We start from the raw sequence: 16,716 nt of genomic DNA, 5'->3' as shown, positions 1-16,716 counted from the left end.
CCGGCCTCCCTCGTCCCCGGTCAGCGGTCCTGGGAGAGCTCGAGGAGCTCGGCGAAGGTCCCGCCCGCATGGACGAGGTCCTCGTACCGGCCCTGCTCGGTGATCCGCCCGTGCTCCATGACGACGATGTGGTCGGCGATCTTCGTGTTCTCCAGGCGGTGGGTCACCACGATGGTGATGCGCTCGGCGGCGACGGCCTTGATCCGCTCGAAGATCTGATGCTCGCCGCGCGGATCCATCTGCGAGGTCGGCTCGTCCAGGATCAGCAGGCCCGGGCGGCGGTACAGGGCCCTCGAGCACGCCACTCGCTGCCACTGGCCGCCGGAGAGCTCGGTGCCGCCGAAGACGTCACGGGAGAGCAGGGTGTCCAGGCCCGAGGGAAGGCCGTCGACGGTTTCGCGCAGGCCGACCGCGTCGACGGCCTCCCACACCGGGGCGTCGTCGTGGGTACGGGGCTGGCCGAGGGTCACGTTCTCGCGGACCGGCATGGGCCACTGGGCGAAGATCTGCGGCACCAGACCGACCTGCGCCCACACGCCGGCGGGGGCCATCTCGGCGAGGTCGGTGCCGTTCCAGGTGACCCGGCCCTTGTCCGGAAGGTAGATGCCGGTGAGCAGGCGGGTCAGGGTGGACTTGCCCGAGCCGTTCGCCCCGACGACGGCGAGGATCTGGCCGCGCTCCAGGGTCAGGGAGACGCCGTCGACGGCGGGCTTGTCCTTGCCCGGGTACTGGTAGACGACCTCCTCGAGCCGGATCCGCTCGGTCGGCGCCTCGTGCCTGCCGGGCCCGCGTCGGGGGACGCGGGCCGCGGCGTCGTCGAGGAAGGCCTGCATGTCGCTCAGGTAGAGGCTGGTGTGGAAGACCGCGGCGCCGTTGACGACGACCTGGGAGAGTGCGGCGAGCGTGGTCTGCACGGCGATGACGGCCGTGGCCGCGACCGCGAGCCCGATCCGGCCCGAGACCGCCAGCCAGGCCAGGGCTCCCCAGGTCGCCACGAGGAAGACGCCCCCGGCCGCCGCGGACAGCACCGCGATCCGCAGGGTGCGCGGCGCGGCCGCCAGCGTGCGCCGGTCGCAGCGGTCGGACAGCGTCCGGTACCAGTGGACCAGGTAGTCCGTCATCGAGTTGGCGCGGACCTCGTCGCCGTACTTCGACGTCGTCGCCCACCAGCGCATCATGCCGCGCACGTTGCGGTCGGCGATGTTGGCGTAGTGGACCTCGTAGTCGACCCGGGCGGTCAGGACCGCACCCACACCGGCCGGCAGGACGGCGAGCAGGAGCAGCGGCAGCATCAGCGGATTGAGCGCCGACAGCACGCCGCCGGCCGTGACCATCCGGATCAGCGCGGACAGGAACCGCTGGGCGTCGGTGACCATCACCTGGGTCCTGATCACCCCCATCTCCGCCGCCTCGTGCCGGTCCGAGAAGCCCTCCTGCGCGTACGCGGACGCCTCCACCCGGCACACCGCCTCGACCAGAGCACTGTCCGTCTCCGTCGTCAGCCTCGGGGTGATCCGCCGCTCGGCGTACGTGGCCACCGCCGCCGCACCGCGGCCCAGTGCGGCGGCGAGCGCGACCACCAGGAGTGCCGGGACGGCTCCGTGCAGCCGCTCACCGGCGGAGCCGTCGCCGAGGACGGGTTTCATGGCGCGGGCGGTGGCGGTCAGCAGTACGGCGGCCGAGACGCCGGTGACCACCTGGCAGCCGATCAGCAGCTGCACGGCCCGTCGGTCGGTCCGCCACGACAGGCGGGCGATCCGGCCGAGGACGGCCGGGATCTGGGCGCACATCCGCCGGAACGAGACCTCGGCCAGCGGGTTGACGGAGTACCTGCCGCTGTAGGTGATCTCCGCCGGCTGCGGCGGTGGTGGGGGAGGAGCTGTGTCGGCCTGCTGCCCGTTCGCGTCGGTCGCGGTCAATGGGTCCCCCTTGACGGTCGTTCGAGCCTGGTCGTGAAGCTCAACGACTGGACCGGGATATCGAACACATGTGTTTCGGTCGCTGTGGGAACCCCGGAATATGGCGACCGGCAGTGCATGGCGGATGCACGGACCCGGTCCGGACAACAGGTGCGCGGAGCGGGGAGACTGGCCGAATCGCCGAGGGCGGACGATGCGGAGCAGGTCCGCAACCCGAATGACAGCACGGTCCGAACACGCGGGGAAGCGCCGGCCTCAGTCCTCGACCCAGCCGTGGCCCTCGCTGAACTTCACCAACGCGCCGCGGATGGTGAGGATCTGTTCCGCCTCCTCGGGAATGAGCAGGTCGTTGACGTGCAGGAAGATGTCCTCGCCGCCGTCGTCCGGGGCGATGAACCCGTAGCCCCGCGTTGTCGAAACGCACCACACGACCCGCGACCGTGCGGACCCCCAACCTCTGGAAACCACACCCGTCCGGGGCCCTTCCCCGGAGCCCCGTGCATGCTGTCCGGCCGGGTACCGGGTGGGCGCGTCAGCGCACGACGCGCCAGCGGTTGTCGGCCGTACCGTCGTCCGCGTCCTGGACGACGAAGGCGCCGACCCCGGGGGAGTCGTTCTGGACGGCGAGCAGCTTGCCGCTGTGGGCGTTGCGGATCGTGCAGGTGCCGTCGCCCTGGTCGTGGAGCGTCCACCGGTGGTCGGCGGTGCCGTTGTCCGTCCACTGCAGCACGGTGGCGCCGTCGGCCGTGGACATGTCGAGGACGCCCAGCACCTTGCCGCTGTGGACGTTGCGCAGGCCGTGGGTGCCGCCCGTGTCGGGCACCAGCTCCCAGTCGTGGTCGGCGGTCCCGGAGTCGGTCCAGAGCAGGGCACGGCCGCCGTCGGCGGTGGACATGTCCTGGATCCCCAGCACCAGACCCCCCGCGGCGTTGGCGATACGGACGGGGGCGCGGCCGCTGGTGTTCCAGTAAACGGTGTAGTTGTGTCCGTGGGCGTCGTGGAACGGACCGAGGCCCACCCCGGCACCGTTCGCGGTGGCGGTGAAGGCGAGCGCGGTGGGGCTGGTGCGCCGGATCGAGGCGACGTCCAGTGCGGGGAGGGAGGAGAGGGCCGTGTCCCCGTAGTCGCCGGCCAGGACGACCGGGCCGTGGGTGACGGCGCCGACGGCGGAGTTGTCGTTGGCGGGCCGTACGACGGTGCGCATCGGCAGGCGGACGGTGACCGTGTCCCCGGAGTCCCAGGCGCGGTCGAGGGTCGCGTAGGTTCCGGGGGCGGCGGTGATGTGCTGCCGGACGCCGTTGACACTGACGACGGCACCGGTGGTCCAGCCGGGGATGCGGACGCGCATCGCCCAGGTGCCGCCCGCGTCGCCGGTGACCCGCAGCGTCGTGGTGTCGCTCGCCGGGTACGAGGTGGACTGCGTGACCGTGATGCCGCGTTCGGCCCAGGTGAGGACCGAGGGGACGAAGAGGTTCACGGTCAGGGTGGTCCCTCCGTCGTGGAAGTAGACGGAGTCCGTCAGCCGCGTGTGCATCTCCAGTCCGGTGCCCTGGCAGCACCAGAAGGTGGTGTAGTCGGTGCTCCAGGTGCCGCCGCCCCACGCCGGGCCCACCCCGCGTCGGCCGCCTGGCTTCAGCGGAGTGAAGTAGGTGACGTGGCCGTGGGGGTCGGCCGGGTTCTGCTGGCCGATCATGTGGTTGAGCCACGCCTGCTCGTAGTAGTCGAACAGCTCGGCGCGGTCCGGGGACAGCGCGAACAGTTCCCGGGTCAGACCGAGCATGTTGACGGTGTTGCAGCTCTCGCAGGTGTCGTTCGCGAGGTGTGCGGCGATGGCGTTCGGGGCCCGGAAGTGTTCCGCCTGGCTGTTGCCGCCGATGGCGTACGTGTGGGTGGCCACGCACATGTTCCAGGCGTTGGTGGCGATGTCCCGGTAGCGCGTGCCGCCGGTGGCCTTGTACTCGCGCACGGCCCCGATCCACTTCGGCACCTGCGTGTTGGCGTGCAGCCCGGCCAGCCGGTCCTGGTTCGCCGCCAGCGGGTCGAACACCGCGGCGTGGTCGAACCGCTGGGCGACGGCCAGCCAGCGGGTGTCGCCGGTCTGCTGGCAGAGATCGGTCAGGACGGCGTTCATGCCGCCGAACTCGGTGCCCAGGACGGCCTGCATCCGGGTGGTGCTCAGCCGCCCGGTGCGCCGGTCGACCCAGCCCGCCAGGGCGAGCAGTACGTCACGGGCCCGCGTGCTGCCGAGGAGCCGCCACACCTCCAGCAGACCGGCGAGGGTCTTGTGGATCGTGTAGTACGGCACGTTGCCGTTGTTCAGGGTCCCGGACTCCAGGGCGGCGAAGTCCGACTCGGGGTAGCCGGAGAGGTACCCGGTGCCGAAGCCCGCGGCGCCGTTGTTGGCCTGGCACTTGGCCAGCTCGGCCACCATGTACAGGGCCTTGTCCCGGCAGGCGGTGTCCCCGGTCACTGCGTACGCCTGCGCCCAGGCGGTGAGGAAGTGGCCCTGCACGTGGCTGCTGAAGGGGAAGTCGGGGGCCTCCCAGCCGCCGGTCGCGGCGGCGCCGTTCGTGGACAGGCGGTGGTTGGTGCGGAAGTTGTGGAGCAGCCGGTCGACGTCGACGAACCGCAGATAGGACAGTGTCCGGTTCTGGTTGTCCAGCCACCTGCTCGGGGTCAGCCCGACCGCGCCGAGGTCGAAGGGGAAGGCCAGCGCTCCGATGTCGGCCCGGGCCGGCGGGAGGACCGCCGCTCCGTGGGCGGGGGAGCCTCCGACCAGAGGACCCACGGCGGTGGCGGCGGCCGTGGTCCCGGCGAACTGGAGGATGCGCCTTCTGCTGAGAGGAGCGGACACGGAAACCACCTTTGCGTTCATCGTGCACGGGCAGGGCGGACGGAGGACCTGCTGTTCGCTATGTCGAACGCTGTTCGTGAAATCGTCGAGACCATAGTTCCGGCGCCGGCGGCCCGTCAATGCGCCCGACCTCGCTTCCGGCGCGGGCCCGGCCGCCGGCGCCGAGGGCACCGGCCGGGGCCGGTCGTATCGGTCGTCTGTCGGCGGCGGGCGCGGTCTGTCGGCGATCCGTCGGCGGTCTGTCGGCGGACGGGACCACCTTGGGTGAACCGGCGCTGTTCATGAGCGCGCCGTCGAAAGCACAAGGAGCCTGCCATCGTGTCCGCCGTATCCCAGAACCGTCCGTGGGACGTGCACCGGCTGCCGTCCGCCGAGAAAAGCAGCTTCCTGGTCACCGGAGGAAACGCCGGGATCGGCTACTTCGCCGCGGAGCAACTCGCCACCACCGGCGCCCTCGTCGTGATCGGCGGCCGGGACCCCGCGAGGGCCGCCACCGCCGTGGCCTCGATCCGCTCCCGTGTCCCGGACGCGCGCGTGCGGCACCTGCAACTGGACCTCGCCGACCCGGCGTCCCTGAAGAGCGCCGCGGACCGGCTGGACCTCGCCCGTCTCGACGCGGTGGTCCACAACGCGGGCGTCGCGTTCGACGACCCGCCGCGTCGACTGACCGCGGACGGCCACGAGCTGATGTTCGCCACCAACCACCTCGGCCACTACGCGCTGACCCAGTGGCTCGCCCCTCTGCTGTCCGCCGCGCCGGCCGGCCGCGTCGTGACGGTGGGAAGCTTCGCGGCGCGGTCCGAACGGCTGGACCTCGACGATCTGCAGTCGGCCCGGGACTACCGGCCCAAGCGCACCTACGGCCGCTCGAAGCTGGCGCAGATGTGCTTCGGCTTCGAACTCGACCGCCGGCTGCGCGCCGCCGGCAGCACCGTCCTCAGCGTGGTGGCCCATCCCGGCGGCGCGCTGGACTCCCTCACCCCCTCCCGTCCGCCGATCAGCGTGACGACCCCCGGCGAGCGGCTGCGCGGCTTGCCGGCGGCGCTCGTCGTGCAGGGCAAGTGTGCCGGAGCATGGCCCCTCGTCCGCGCCGCCCTCGACCCCGGCGTCCAAGGAGGGCAGCTGTGGGGGCCGAGGGTCTGCGGACTGCGCGGCAAACCCCGGTGCGAAGCCGTACCCCCGCACATGGCGGACCCGGCCGTCGCCGCTCACCTGTGGGCCGCCAGCGGGGAACTGGTCGGCGCCGATCCGGACCTCGGCTTCCGGTAGGCGCGGACCGCCCCGGCGCCCGACGCTCCTGCCGGGCCGGAGCTGCGGGAGCGGCCGACGGCGACAGGCTCCCGCCCGATGAGATTCCGGCGGCGGTGGGGTCTACCCGTTGACGAAGGGAGCGCACCATGCGCGAGATCATCATCTGCACGTTTCTGACGCTCGACGGTGTCATGCAGGCGCCGGGCGGCCCCGACGAGGACGCCGGCAGCGGCTTCGAGCACGGTGGCTGGCAGAAGCCGGTGGACGACGAAGAAGTCGGCGCGGCCGTCGCCGGCTGGTACGAGCGCTCCGACGCGATGCTGCTCGGCCGAAGGACGTACGACATCTTCGCGTCGTACTGGCCGACCGCCGACCCCGGCAACCCCTTCACCCACCGGATGAACAGCATGCCGAAGTACGTGGCGTCCCGGACCCTGACCTCCGTCGAGTGGCAGAACTCCACGCTGCTGGCGGGCGACGTCGTCGCTGCCGTACGCGAACTCAAGGCCTCCGACGGAGGCGGCATCAACGTGGTCGGCAGCGGCGACCTCGCCCAGACCCTCATGCGCCACGGCCTCGTCGACGAGTACCGGCTCACCATCCACCCGGTGATCATCGGCACCGGTAAGCGGCTGTTCGCCGACGGAGCGATCCCCACGGCGCTGGAACCGGTCAGTGTCTCGACGACGAAGGGCGGCACCGTCGTCGGCGTCTACCGGCCGAACGGCGAGCCGAGCTACGACAGTTACTAGTCACTGGACGGTTGCGCCCGAACCCGGCGGCAGATCGCATCGGTACCAGGCCCCCGACTTGCCGCCGAGATCGTCCGGGGTGGCAGGGCCGACCGGAACGAACCCGGCGTTGACCAGGACCTTCCGGGACGCGGCATTGTCCTGGGAGGCGGCTGCCCGCAGTGTGCGCAGACCGTGTCGCGCGGCCGCGATCCCGCACAGCTCCCGGACCGTCGCGGTCGCCACGCCGCGTCCGGCGACCTGCTCCGCGACCCGGTAACCGAGTCGGGCGCTGCCGTCTTCCAGGTCGTACAGGTTGAACCTGCCGAGTACCGAGCCGTCCTCGGCGACGAGCACGTAGAAGACGCAGATCCCGGCCTCCTGCTCGGCCAGCAGGGCCTCGTGCCGGTCGGAGAACGCGTCGAAGTATGCGTCGCCGCGGTCGGGGACCGAGGCGGCGAAGTAGAGGCGGTTCGCCAGCTCGAAGGCCAGGATCGCCGGTGCGTGGCCGACATGCAGCCGCTCCAGCTCGGGCATTGCCCGACTCTACCCGGATCGTGCTCAGGGGCCTTCCGAATATTCGCCTCCCCCGCGTTGAGGAGGACGAGCAGCCGTACAACCCGAGCCTCGACCCGGCCCTGAAGATCGCGGAGTTCTTCGGGCTGCCGGTGGAGGCGCTGCTCTCGCTCGGGCCGTTCCGGCCGCTCACGGACGAGATATACGGGAGGAGGACGCCATGACAGGCAGTCCGCCGAACGCTCCCGAGTGCCGGCCCGGGCCCACCGTGCGACGACCCTGCTGACGGGTCCGCCGCGCCCCGCCGCACCACGCCAACCGGGTGCTCAGGACCGCGCCGTCGGATTGCGGCGCCGCCGGCCGAACCGGTGGGGGCGTCCTCGGGGGCGAGCCCGGTGCTCTCAGGCGTCGCCCATGACCAGGCCCTCGATGGTGTGCATCTGCCGCACCGGCGTCAGTTCGTCCACGACCGGGCAGTCGAGGTGGCGGCGCACCCGCCCGGGGAGCGTCTCCCAGTAGGCGCGCGTGACGGCCGTGTCGTGCCGGTCACCGTTGTGCGCCTCCGGCCCGTCGACGCCCAGGACCAGTACCGGCCGGGACTTGGCCGAGCCGTTGGCCGTGCCCCGGTGGATGGTCAGGGCCGTGCGTGCGGAGATGTCACCGCGTCGCGGGTACTTGCGCACCGCCCGCTCGGCATAGCGGCCGTAGTGCGAGCGGGGCGGGAACATGCCGTGCTCGAACTCCTCGCTGTCGTCCCACTGGGTGCCCGGGGCGATCTCGAAGGGCCCCATGTCCTCCTCGGTGTCCACCGTGGTGACGTTGAAGGCGAGCGAGGTGAGACGCCGCTCGCGGCGCGTCTCCTCGGGCATGGGGAAGTCGCGGTGCCAGGGCTGGTTCACGGCGCCCTCCAGCGGGACGTCGAAGCCGAGTTCCACGATGCGGTAGTCGGGGCCGAGCGTCGCCGTGCACAGGGAGCGCACCCAAGGGTGGTCGACCAGTTCCACGAAGCCCCTGATCTGCTCGGGGTGGATCTCGACGTAGTACCGGTTCGGCCCGCGGCCGACCGCGCCACCGGGCCGGGAACGGGCCTCCTCGAACGCCTTGGCCACGTCCTCGCCGAGCAGGTCCGCCCACTCGGGGGCGAACGCGCCCTTGCGTGCGGTGATGCCGTCCGCGTAAAGGGCTGCCACGTCCGCCGACACGTCGACGTCCAGGGCGCCGGCATCGACACCGGGGACAACGGACTCGTTCATGGTGCGCCTCCTTGAGCTGCGTTGGCTGCGACCATGTTGCGACGTTGAATGCGACGTTGCAATAGAGGCCGACAAGATTCCGGTGATCGTCACCGGGGCGTGCGAGGATGTCCGCTGTGAGTAGTCGCCTGAAGGACGTCGCCGCCCTCGCCGGGGTGTCGACGCGCACTGTTTCCAATGTCGTCAGCGGCTCGGCGTCCGTGGCCGAAGAGACCCGGGTACGCGTCCAGGCGGCGCTGGACGAACTCGGCTACCGGCCGAACGTCGCCGCCCGCAACCTGCGCGCCGGCCGCACCGGCCTGATCGGCCTGGCGATTCCCGAGCTCTACTCACCGTACTTCGGCGAACTCGCGGCCCTGGTCGTCGAGGCCGCCCAGCAGCGTTCGTGGACCGTCGTCATCGACCAGACCTCCGGCGACCCGAACGCGGAACGCCGGCTGCTGGAGGGCACCGGCGGCAGACTCGTCGACGGCCTCATCATCAGCCCCTGGGCCCTCGGCCCGGAGGAACTGACCGGACAGCCGCGCAACGTGCCCGTCGTGCTCCTGGGCGAACGCCGTCCGCACGGCCTCGCCGACCGGGTCGCCGTGGACAACGTCCTCGCGGCCGACGAGGCGACCACCCATCTGCTCGCCTCGGGACGCCGTCGTATCGCGGCGATCGGTCCCCAGCCGCATCTGCGCAACGAGACGGCCACACAGCGGCTGGAGGGATACCGCAACGCCCTGCGGCGTGCCGGACTGCACCCGGACCCCGCCCTGGAACAGCCCGTGACGACCCTGCACCGCAAGGACGGCGCGGAAGCGATGACCGCTCTGCTGGACACGGGCACCCGACCGGACGCGGTTTTCGCGTTCACGGACGAACTCGCCCTCGGCGCCATGCACGTGGCCCACCAGCGCGGCGTGCGCGTCCCGCGGGAGATGGCCTTCGCCGGCTTCGACGGCATCGAGGACGGCCGCTACGCCAACCCGCCGCTGACGACCGTGGTCCCGGACAAACGCCAGATCGCCGAGCGGGCCCTGCAATGCCTCGCCGACCGCATATACAGCCCGGCCTCCGCCGTACCACCCCTCGACGTCGTGATTCCCCACCAGCTCGTGGTGCGCGCGAGCAGCGGACGGACAGACGCCTGAGCGACACCGCTGCGAAGTCCCACCGTCCAACAGCCGTGTGCAACAGCCGTGTGCGCGACGCGGCAGCCTGCTAACGTCTCCCACATGAAGCGCGCTGCCATGACGACGACGCCGGAGAGTGTCCCGGCGCGCTGACAGACGACCTGATCCGAAGCCCCGGGGCAAGTGCCCCGGGGCTTCGTCGCAGGCCCGGTCACTTGCTCCGCGACCAGCAAGGAGACCGCGATGACCACCATGCACGACCACCGCAGGCTCGGCCGCGAACTGAACCTCTTCGACACCGATCCGCTGCTCGGCGCCGGCCTGCCCTACTGGCTGCCCGACGGCGCGGCGGTGAGGCACACCCTGGAGGAATACATCCGTACCGCCGAGCGGCGGGCGGGCTACCAGCACGTGTACTCACCGGTCCTCGCCAAGCAGGAGCTGTACGAGATCTCGGGACACTGGGCGCACTACAGCGACGACATGTTCCCCCCGATGAACCTCGGCGGTGAGCAACTCGTCCTGCGGCCGAGCCTGTGCCCCCATCACGCGGTGATCTACCGCTCCCGCCCCCACAGCTACCGCGAACTACCCCTGCGCATGGCCGAGTTGGGAGGCATGTACCGCTCCGAACTCTCCGGCGTCCTCGGCGGACTGACCCGCGTACGGGCCATCCAGCTCAACGACGCACACATCTTCTGCACCCTGGACCAGGTCGCCGAGGAGGCACAGGCCGCACTGGAGATGATCCGCCGGGCGTACGAGGCCCTCGGTATCGTCGCGACCCGCTACCGGCTCTCCCTCCCGGGCCCCGGCGGCAAGTACGTGGCCGCACCGGAGAAGTGGCGCCGCTCCACCACCCTCCTGACCGACGTCCTCGACCGCTCCGGCCTGCCCTACGAGTCGGCCGAGGGCGAGGCCGCGTTCTACGGCCCCAAGATCGACGTCCAGGTCACCGACGGCGCCGGCAGGGAGTCCACCCTGTCCACCGTCCAGGTCGACTTCCACCAGCCCGAGCAGTTCGACCTGCACTACACCGGCGCGGACGGCGCCGGACACCGCCCGGTCATGCTCCACCGCAGCATCATCGGCAGTGTGGAACGCGCGGTCGCCCATCTCGTCGAACGGCACGGCGGCGCCTTCCCCGCCTGGCTCGCCCCCACTCAGCTGGTCATCCTCCCGGTCTCCGACACCGAACTCCCGAACGCCATGTCCCTGGCCCAACGCTGCACCCGCCTCGGACTGCGCGCCCGGATCGCGGGACCGGACCGCGGCACCCTGGGCGCCCGAATCCGGCAGGCCCGCCTGATCCCGTACCAGGCCGTCATCGGCGCGAGGGAGGCCGCTGACGACCAGACCGCACTGCGCCTGCGCGACGGACGCCGCCTCGCCCCGCAACCGGTCGACGACGTCCTCACCCGCATCACCGCGCTCATCGCCACCCACACCACCGACCTGTGGACCGACGCGCCCGCATAGTCCGCAGGCCGGCGGCGCGGCCAACGTCCGCTCGTCACCCGGCGCCAAGGGGCCGTGAAGGGCGGCCGGTGGGCGGGGACGGTGTGATCGCCCGCGCCCTGGACGCCGGCGAGCTTCGTGCAGGCGGGAATGTTGCCGCCGCGCGCTGCGCGGGTGCACCGCGAGGCGGTCGGTGGACGGCGCCGGGTGGGGTGTCCGGCGGCTCTGCCGGTGATGGGCAGGGGCCGGGTTGGACGGTGCCTTGATTGGCTGCGACAGGGGGTCGAGCTTGAGCGTGGACCTGGGTGCTTCCTCTCGGTCCTCGGTGCAGATTGTGTCGACAGCGCCGTGAGGACGATCATGCGTCGATGGACTTGGATTATTGGGCGGTGCTCGCGGACTCGGAGCGGGAGCGATGGGGCTACGTTCCCGGCCAGACGGTTGGGCCGCTGAGCTTCGGAGACGATCGGCGTGAAGCGGTAGCGGTCATGGCGCGGCACGGCTTCACTGCCGAGGAGCGTGAGATTGAGCGGTGGAGTCCGCAACGGGCCCAGTGGCGCGTGGAGTTTCGCAGAGCCGAGTCGGACGAGCATCGCTCTGCTGTGAAGTGCTACTTCGTCGAAGACGTGGGCTTGACCTGCGTGCTCGTCGATGGGCTGCGCGGTCCCCAGGTCACCTGCGAGGGTATCCGCTTGATCGGCCGTGTGCCGTCGGAGCTGGACGCGGAGATGGAGGCGCGCGCTGTTGAACGTGGCCTGGGCATCTCGTTTTGCCTCACGGGCGACCTGTGCTGGCCGGACTTCAAGTTCGATCGGGGCGGACAGCGCGCTGGCGATACGGTCCTGAGCTGGGCATCGTTCTTCAACACGGGAGAGATCGCGGGCACCTCCTGGGACATCACCCCCGCAGAGGTCTGGCATCACTGGTAGATCGCTCCTGGCGCTGGACTGCGGGGAAAGTGAGCCTCATCGGACGAGTCGGCGGTAGCAGATGAGGGCGCTGGCAATGCCGACGAAGGCGAGGAGGTGTTCGGCCGTGCGCTCGTAGCGGCGGTGCAGACGGCGGCAGCCGTTCAGCCAGGACATCGTGCACTCGACCACCCAGCGATGCCGGCCTGGGCGAAGCGTGGCACGATCTGTCGACGGCGCAGCCGGCCGCGCAGGTGGTCGAAGTCGTAGCCCTTGTCCGCGTGAAACTTGGTCGGGCGGCGGCGCCGGGGCCCCTAGCGGGAGCGGATCGGCGGGATGCCGCGCATCAGCGGTATCAGGGCCCTGCTGTCGTGGAGGTTGGCGTCGGAGATGCCCACCGAGATCGGCGGCCCGTTGCGGTCGCATATGACGTGAATTTTCGACCCGAGCTTGCCGCGGTCGGTCGGATTCGGTCCAGTCAGGGGCCCCCTTTGACTGCCCGGACGCTTGCCGAGTCGATCGCGCAGCGCGACCTGTCCAGCTCGCCGCTCCCGCCGAGCCGGTCCAGCACCACGCGGTGCAGCTTGGCCCACATCCGGGTCGTGGACCACTCGGTGAAGCGGCGGTGGACCGTCCGCCAGGAGGCACCGAAGACCGGCGGCAGTTACCGCCAGGCGCGGCCCGAGGGGGCCACGAAATGAACGCGGCCAGGACCGCGCGGTCATCGCACCGCCGCCGGTCTCCACCTTGGGCGCGTACCGGCGGCTCCGGCGCCACCGTCTGGAAGATCTCCCACAGCGCGTCCGGCACCAGCCGCTCAACTATGCCCATGACCGGCGCAACGAGCCAGCGCCAATCAAGACACCGTCTTAGGGAGCTGCGTGACTCACACGTGCTCGTGACCAGCACAAACTGCACTATGGGGAGGAACAACTTGATCTATTGCGGCATCGACTGGGCCGAGCGCACGCACGACATAGCCTTGGTCGACGACAGCGGATAGTTACTGGCAAAGCGGCACATCAGCGATGACGCCGCAGGCTACAAGATCCTGCTGGATCTACTCGCGAGCACGGAGACACTGCGGAGAATCCGATCCCAGTGGCGATCGAGACCTCCCGCGGCCTGCTCGTGGCCGTGCTGCGGACCGGCAAGCGAAAGGTCTTCGCGATCAACCCGCTGGCCGCCGCCCGGTACCGCGACCGGCACCGCGGCTCGCGCAAGAAGCCCGATCCCGGAGACGCCCTGGTCCTAGCGAACATCCTGCGCACCAACATGCACGCTCACCGACCGCTGCCCGAAGATACCGACCTTGGTCGCGTGATCGCCGTCCTGGCCCGTGCCCAGCAGGACTCGCTCTGGAACCGGCAGCAGCTCGCCAACCGAGGTTCTTCAGCCGTTCCTCGTCGGTCTCGGCGGCGATCTGCTCGTCGTACCAGTGCAGACTCTCTTCGGGGCTGATGGCTGCGGCACGCCACGCGGCGGTATCAATCCCGAGCGGAAGGTCGTACTCGTCGTGCCAATCAATGGCCAGACGGGTCAGCAGCAGCGCGTCGGCCCGGGCGCCGACCGGTCCCGCGACAGCGATTGGGGTGAGGAACGGCACGGCGTACGGAGAGGCCGAGTACCGGGTGCCCTGGTGGAAGATGTTGCCGAACAGGCTGCGGAAGGCGCTCTCCCGGGCCTCCTCGTCCAGCCCGCACACCGTCCGGAGCTGGCCGGGCACGTCCTCGGCGCTGCCGTAGGCGTGCCCCAGGGCTGCCCAGTCAATGTCGTCCAGCCCTGCCAGTAGATCGTCGGATCGTTTCATGATCCGTATTGCTCGCAGGGGCCGCTGACACCGATCCCGCAGGCGAGCTGTCTCCTTGAGCCCAGCAGTCAAACTCACCTGTCAATCGATCAAGATCGCCTGTCAAAGGACACGAATGCCCTGTGTCAGCGGTCGTTGAGCCTGTTGTCCCGTCTCAAGCGCTCTGGCTCCTGTCGCACCTGATCTGGTCCGATTCGCTCGGCGTCTCAGTTGATCTGGTCCGTGGACGGGGAAGCCGTGCTAGCTGCATTCCGCAGCTCATGCCAGGGATCCGTGCTTGATGCGTTGTCCCTGATGAATACGATGATCGCGGATACCGGCGTGAGCACGCTGGTTTCACGACTTGGGGGGGGCCTCGTATGGACAGGTGGCAAGAGCTTTCGGTACTGGTGGAGGAGCGGCTGAAGGCGGCGTCGGCCAGCGAACGTGGCGTGTTCACTGCTGGCGTTGCGGAACGGCTCATGAGCTGGCACGAGGCCCTGCCCGAGGACGAGCAGGCGCCGTTCACCGTGGGCCTTCGCCCCCTGTTGAACTCTGTATGGGAGGGTGTCCTCGGTGACACGACGGCCTTCTCGGCGGTGAAGCGCGGTGTCGCCGAGTTCATGCTCAGTGAGTACTGCCACAACGACGGCCAGGATGGGCCCGATGATGCGGACGAGGCGGCCGCAACTGCGACGTTGTATGCCGCGCACGCCTATCTGTTCGGCTGCTACGACTTCGCTAACTGGACCAGCCGCCGGGCGGTGGAAGCCGTTGACCAACACCTGGAGCACCTCGCCGAACAGGAAGAAGACGAACTCGTTCCTGATGCGGACGAAGCGCTGGCTTCCGAGTTGCGGCGGCAGTTGCGGGATCTCGACCTCATCGCGAACTACTCGAAGGAGCTTCGCTACTCCAACACGGGACTGCCTATCGACACCTCTGTCCGACTCCGCGTGGAGCTTCGAACTCCTCTCTCTAACCGGGTATGAGCGCCCCAGCAGACTTCTCATCCTCCAGACTTGGTTGAACCCCTTCTGGCCTGCGTCGACCAGATTGTTTGAGACGGGTTGTCACCCTTTCGCGTGACGGTATCCGGCTCTCGGCCACGGTGGGCCGCAGGATCCTCCACCCTCGCAGTGACGGGGACGATCCCGGCAGGGTGGAGGTGTTCGTGGACGGGTCCGCGGTGGTGGCCTCCGCCCGGGAGTACGCCTCGGGAGTCGAGGTCGGGTTCGTCGACGCCGACGGCGTCGAGCATTCCGGTCCGTTGGCGTGCTGGTGGGCAGAGCCCTTCGAACTGGCATCGCCAGTGCGGCCGTTCGCCTTGTTCAAGGGGCAGAAGAACTTCACCGGCGACTGCTGGGCGGCGACGACGCGGACCCACGTGGGCTACGAGTCCTGGGTGGAGAGAGATGCGGCGATGGCACTGGACTTCGATCCCGCTGTCGTCGCTCTGGCCTCCCAGCCCTTCCGCCTTGCCCGGACGGGCGGACGGGGAGCGGGAGCATACCCCGGACCATTCCGCCCGGTTGCTGGACGGCACAGGTGTCGTTGTCGACGTGCGACCGGGGAACCTGGTCGACGAGGCCACCGCCGAGGTCTTCGCGTTCACCTCGCGGGTCTGCGAGGAAGTAGGCTGGCAGTTCCGCCACGTCAGCGACCTGCACCAGCCCTACGGGGCGAACCTGCGCTGGCTGGCCCGCTACCGCCACCGCCGCTGCCATCGCGCCCCAGTAGGCGACCAGTTGATGGAGATCTTCGTCGATCCGCTGCCCCTGCTCGTCGGGGCTGAGCAGGTCGGGGACCGACTGGCCGTGCTGCCGGTGCTCTACCACCTGCTCTGGCGGCACGAACTGACGGCGGACCTGGTGACGGCCCCGCTGGGCACCGGGCACCCTGGTGCACCTGACGTCCCAGGGCCGACCGTGAATTCCGCGCGGCCTGGTCGGCTGCGGCTCGGCGACCGGGTCAGGTTCCAGAAGCACACCTACACGGTGGTCGGCCTGACCGGCATGCGGGTCCGGCTGGCTGACACGCACGGCGTCGGCATGCTCGTCGACCAGGTCCACCTGCAGTCCGCCGAGGACTTCGCGGTCCTCGGGGCCAGCGACCGCGCCGCGCTGGGCTCGGCCGCGCTGCTGGACCGCCTGCCCGAGCCGGTGGCCGAGCGCGCCCTGTGGTGGCAGCGGCACCTCGTCGAACTTCTCACCGGCCCGCCACCCGACGCCCCGGCCGGGGCCCGGGTCAAGTCCGAGTACGACCCCGCCTGCCGCTCGCTGGCCGAACGCGAGCGAGCGAAGGCCGCCGAGTTGACCGCACTGGGCGAGGAGGTCACGGCGCGGACGGTCAAGCGCAAGCGCCAGCAGTACGAGGCCGGCGGGATCGCAGCGGTAGTGGATCACCGGCTCGCCCCGCACGCTTCACTGCTCGGGTGGGCCGATCCGCAGGTGGTGGCTGCGATCCGCCAGGCGATCGGCGAGAGCGTCCCGGCCTCCACCCGCACCATCGAGTACGCGCGCTGGCGGACCGAGCGGATTCTGGAAGCCGAGCACGGCCTGGGAGCGGTGACGATGCCGTCACGGGCGACGTTCTACCGGCTCTTCGACAAGCTGTCGCACGGCGTCCACGTGACCGGATCGGCCCGCACCCGCCGCTTCACGAGTTGGGGCTGCTGCGCGGGGCAGTGGAAGGTCACGACACCCGCTACTTCGGCTCGCTGCTGGCGCTCGGCCGACATGCAGACCTGCTGCTTCGGAACGGCTTGATCGCCCCGATCCCGGCAGGCACGCAGCGAAACGATGACTGACTGTCGGCGTGCACGTGAACGTCCCCACCCGCGTACGGATGAAGAGGGACAGTTGTTGATGCGGTGAGGTCGACCGCTCGGCACTCTGCTGGTTGAACGATGTAGGACGG

At 70.2% G+C, this 16,716-nt stretch carries 12 protein-coding genes and 3 pseudogenes; 9 read left to right on the top strand and 6 right to left on the bottom strand.

What is annotated here, in order from left to right; all coding sequences use genetic code 11:
* Positions 1–20 precede the first annotated feature (20 nt).
* The 3 genes from OHA99_RS00195 to OHA99_RS00185 all read right to left on the bottom strand — a co-directional run bounded on the left by OHA99_RS00195 (position 21) and on the right by OHA99_RS00185 (position 4,773).
* Positions 21–1,919, bottom strand: a complete 1,899-nt coding sequence (locus tag OHA99_RS00195) for an ABC transporter ATP-binding protein (RefSeq protein WP_405693384.1) — start codon at positions 1,917–1,919, stop codon at positions 21–23.
* Between the two features lie 255 nt (positions 1,920–2,174).
* Positions 2,175–2,348, bottom strand: a complete 174-nt coding sequence (locus OHA99_RS00190) for a cold-shock protein (protein WP_228125990.1) — start codon at positions 2,346–2,348, stop codon at positions 2,175–2,177.
* 103 nt (positions 2,349–2,451) lie between these two features.
* A complete protein-coding gene (locus OHA99_RS00185; RefSeq protein ID WP_405693382.1) occupies positions 2,452–4,773 on the bottom strand; it encodes a beta-L-arabinofuranosidase domain-containing protein in 2,322 nt (773 codons plus the stop codon).
* Between the two features lie 318 nt (positions 4,774–5,091).
* On the opposite strand from OHA99_RS00185, the gene OHA99_RS00180 reads away from it, so the two are divergent.
* Both OHA99_RS00180 and OHA99_RS00175 read left to right on the top strand, forming a co-directional pair.
* Positions 5,092–6,042 (top strand): SDR family NAD(P)-dependent oxidoreductase, encoded by a 951-nt coding sequence (locus OHA99_RS00180; protein WP_153176126.1) that lies wholly within the window; start codon positions 5,092–5,094, stop codon positions 6,040–6,042.
* Positions 6,043–6,170: 128 nt separating this feature from the next.
* Positions 6,171–6,776 carry a dihydrofolate reductase family protein gene (locus tag OHA99_RS00175; protein ID WP_153176125.1) on the top strand — a complete coding sequence of 202 codons (606 nt, stop codon included), beginning with the start codon at positions 6,171–6,173 and terminating at the stop codon, positions 6,774–6,776.
* On the opposite strand, the gene OHA99_RS00170 is transcribed toward OHA99_RS00175, so the two are convergent.
* The gene (locus OHA99_RS00170) at positions 6,777–7,292 is read right to left on the bottom strand and encodes a GNAT family N-acetyltransferase (protein WP_405693379.1); all 516 of its coding nucleotides are present in this window, start codon (positions 7,290–7,292) and stop codon (positions 6,777–6,779) included.
* 77 nt (positions 7,293–7,369) lie between these two features.
* On the opposite strand from OHA99_RS00170, the pseudogene OHA99_RS00165 reads away from it, so the two are divergent.
* Positions 7,370–7,495 (top strand): annotated as a pseudogene (locus OHA99_RS00165) (transcriptional regulator); the annotation flags it as partial.
* A 177-nt stretch (positions 7,496–7,672) separates the two neighbouring features.
* On the opposite strand, the gene OHA99_RS00160 reads toward OHA99_RS00165, so the two are convergent.
* The gene (locus tag OHA99_RS00160) at positions 7,673–8,524 is read right to left on the bottom strand and encodes a phytanoyl-CoA dioxygenase family protein (RefSeq protein WP_153176123.1); all 852 of its coding nucleotides are present in this window, start codon (positions 8,522–8,524) and stop codon (positions 7,673–7,675) included.
* Between the two features lie 116 nt (positions 8,525–8,640).
* Between OHA99_RS00160 and OHA99_RS00155 the strand changes: the two genes are divergently transcribed.
* The 3 genes from OHA99_RS00155 (at position 8,641) to OHA99_RS00145 (ending at position 12,029) form a co-directional block, all read left to right on the top strand.
* Positions 8,641–9,660 carry a LacI family DNA-binding transcriptional regulator gene (locus OHA99_RS00155; RefSeq protein WP_153176122.1) on the top strand — a complete coding sequence of 340 codons (1,020 nt, stop codon included), beginning with the start codon at positions 8,641–8,643 and terminating at the stop codon, positions 9,658–9,660.
* 234 nt (positions 9,661–9,894) lie between these two features.
* A complete protein-coding gene (gene thrS, locus OHA99_RS00150) occupies positions 9,895–11,121 on the top strand; it encodes a threonine--tRNA ligase (RefSeq protein WP_405698871.1) in 1,227 nt (408 codons plus the stop codon).
* 347 nt (positions 11,122–11,468) lie between these two features.
* A complete protein-coding gene (locus OHA99_RS00145) occupies positions 11,469–12,029 on the top strand; it encodes a hypothetical protein (RefSeq protein WP_366471710.1) in 561 nt (186 codons plus the stop codon).
* A gap of 36 nt (positions 12,030–12,065) precedes the next feature.
* Here the strand turns inward: OHA99_RS00145 and OHA99_RS00140 are convergent.
* Positions 12,066–12,839: pseudogene (locus tag OHA99_RS00140) on the bottom strand (IS5 family transposase).
* Positions 12,840–12,927: 88 nt separating this feature from the next.
* Between OHA99_RS00140 and OHA99_RS00135 the strand changes: the two are divergent.
* The 3 genes and pseudogenes from OHA99_RS00135 to OHA99_RS00125 all read left to right on the top strand — a co-directional run.
* Positions 12,928–13,394, top strand: a pseudogene (locus OHA99_RS00135) (IS110 family transposase); the annotation flags it as partial.
* 783 nt (positions 13,395–14,177) lie between these two features.
* Positions 14,178–14,789 carry a hypothetical protein gene (locus OHA99_RS00130; protein WP_405693377.1) on the top strand — a complete coding sequence of 204 codons (612 nt, stop codon included), beginning with the start codon at positions 14,178–14,180 and terminating at the stop codon, positions 14,787–14,789.
* A gap of 423 nt (positions 14,790–15,212) precedes the next feature.
* A complete protein-coding gene (locus OHA99_RS00125) occupies positions 15,213–16,565 on the top strand; it encodes a TnsA-like heteromeric transposase endonuclease subunit (protein ID WP_405693375.1) in 1,353 nt (450 codons plus the stop codon).
* The last annotated feature ends 151 nt before the right edge of the window (positions 16,566–16,716 follow it).

It is taken from the genome of Streptomyces coelicoflavus, assembly GCF_045041415.1.
Taxonomy (GTDB): Bacteria; Actinomycetota; Actinomycetes; order Streptomycetales; family Streptomycetaceae; genus Streptomyces; species Streptomyces coelicoflavus.
Note: the sequence above shows the minus strand (reverse complement) of the source record. Positions and strands in the feature narration are given on the sequence as shown.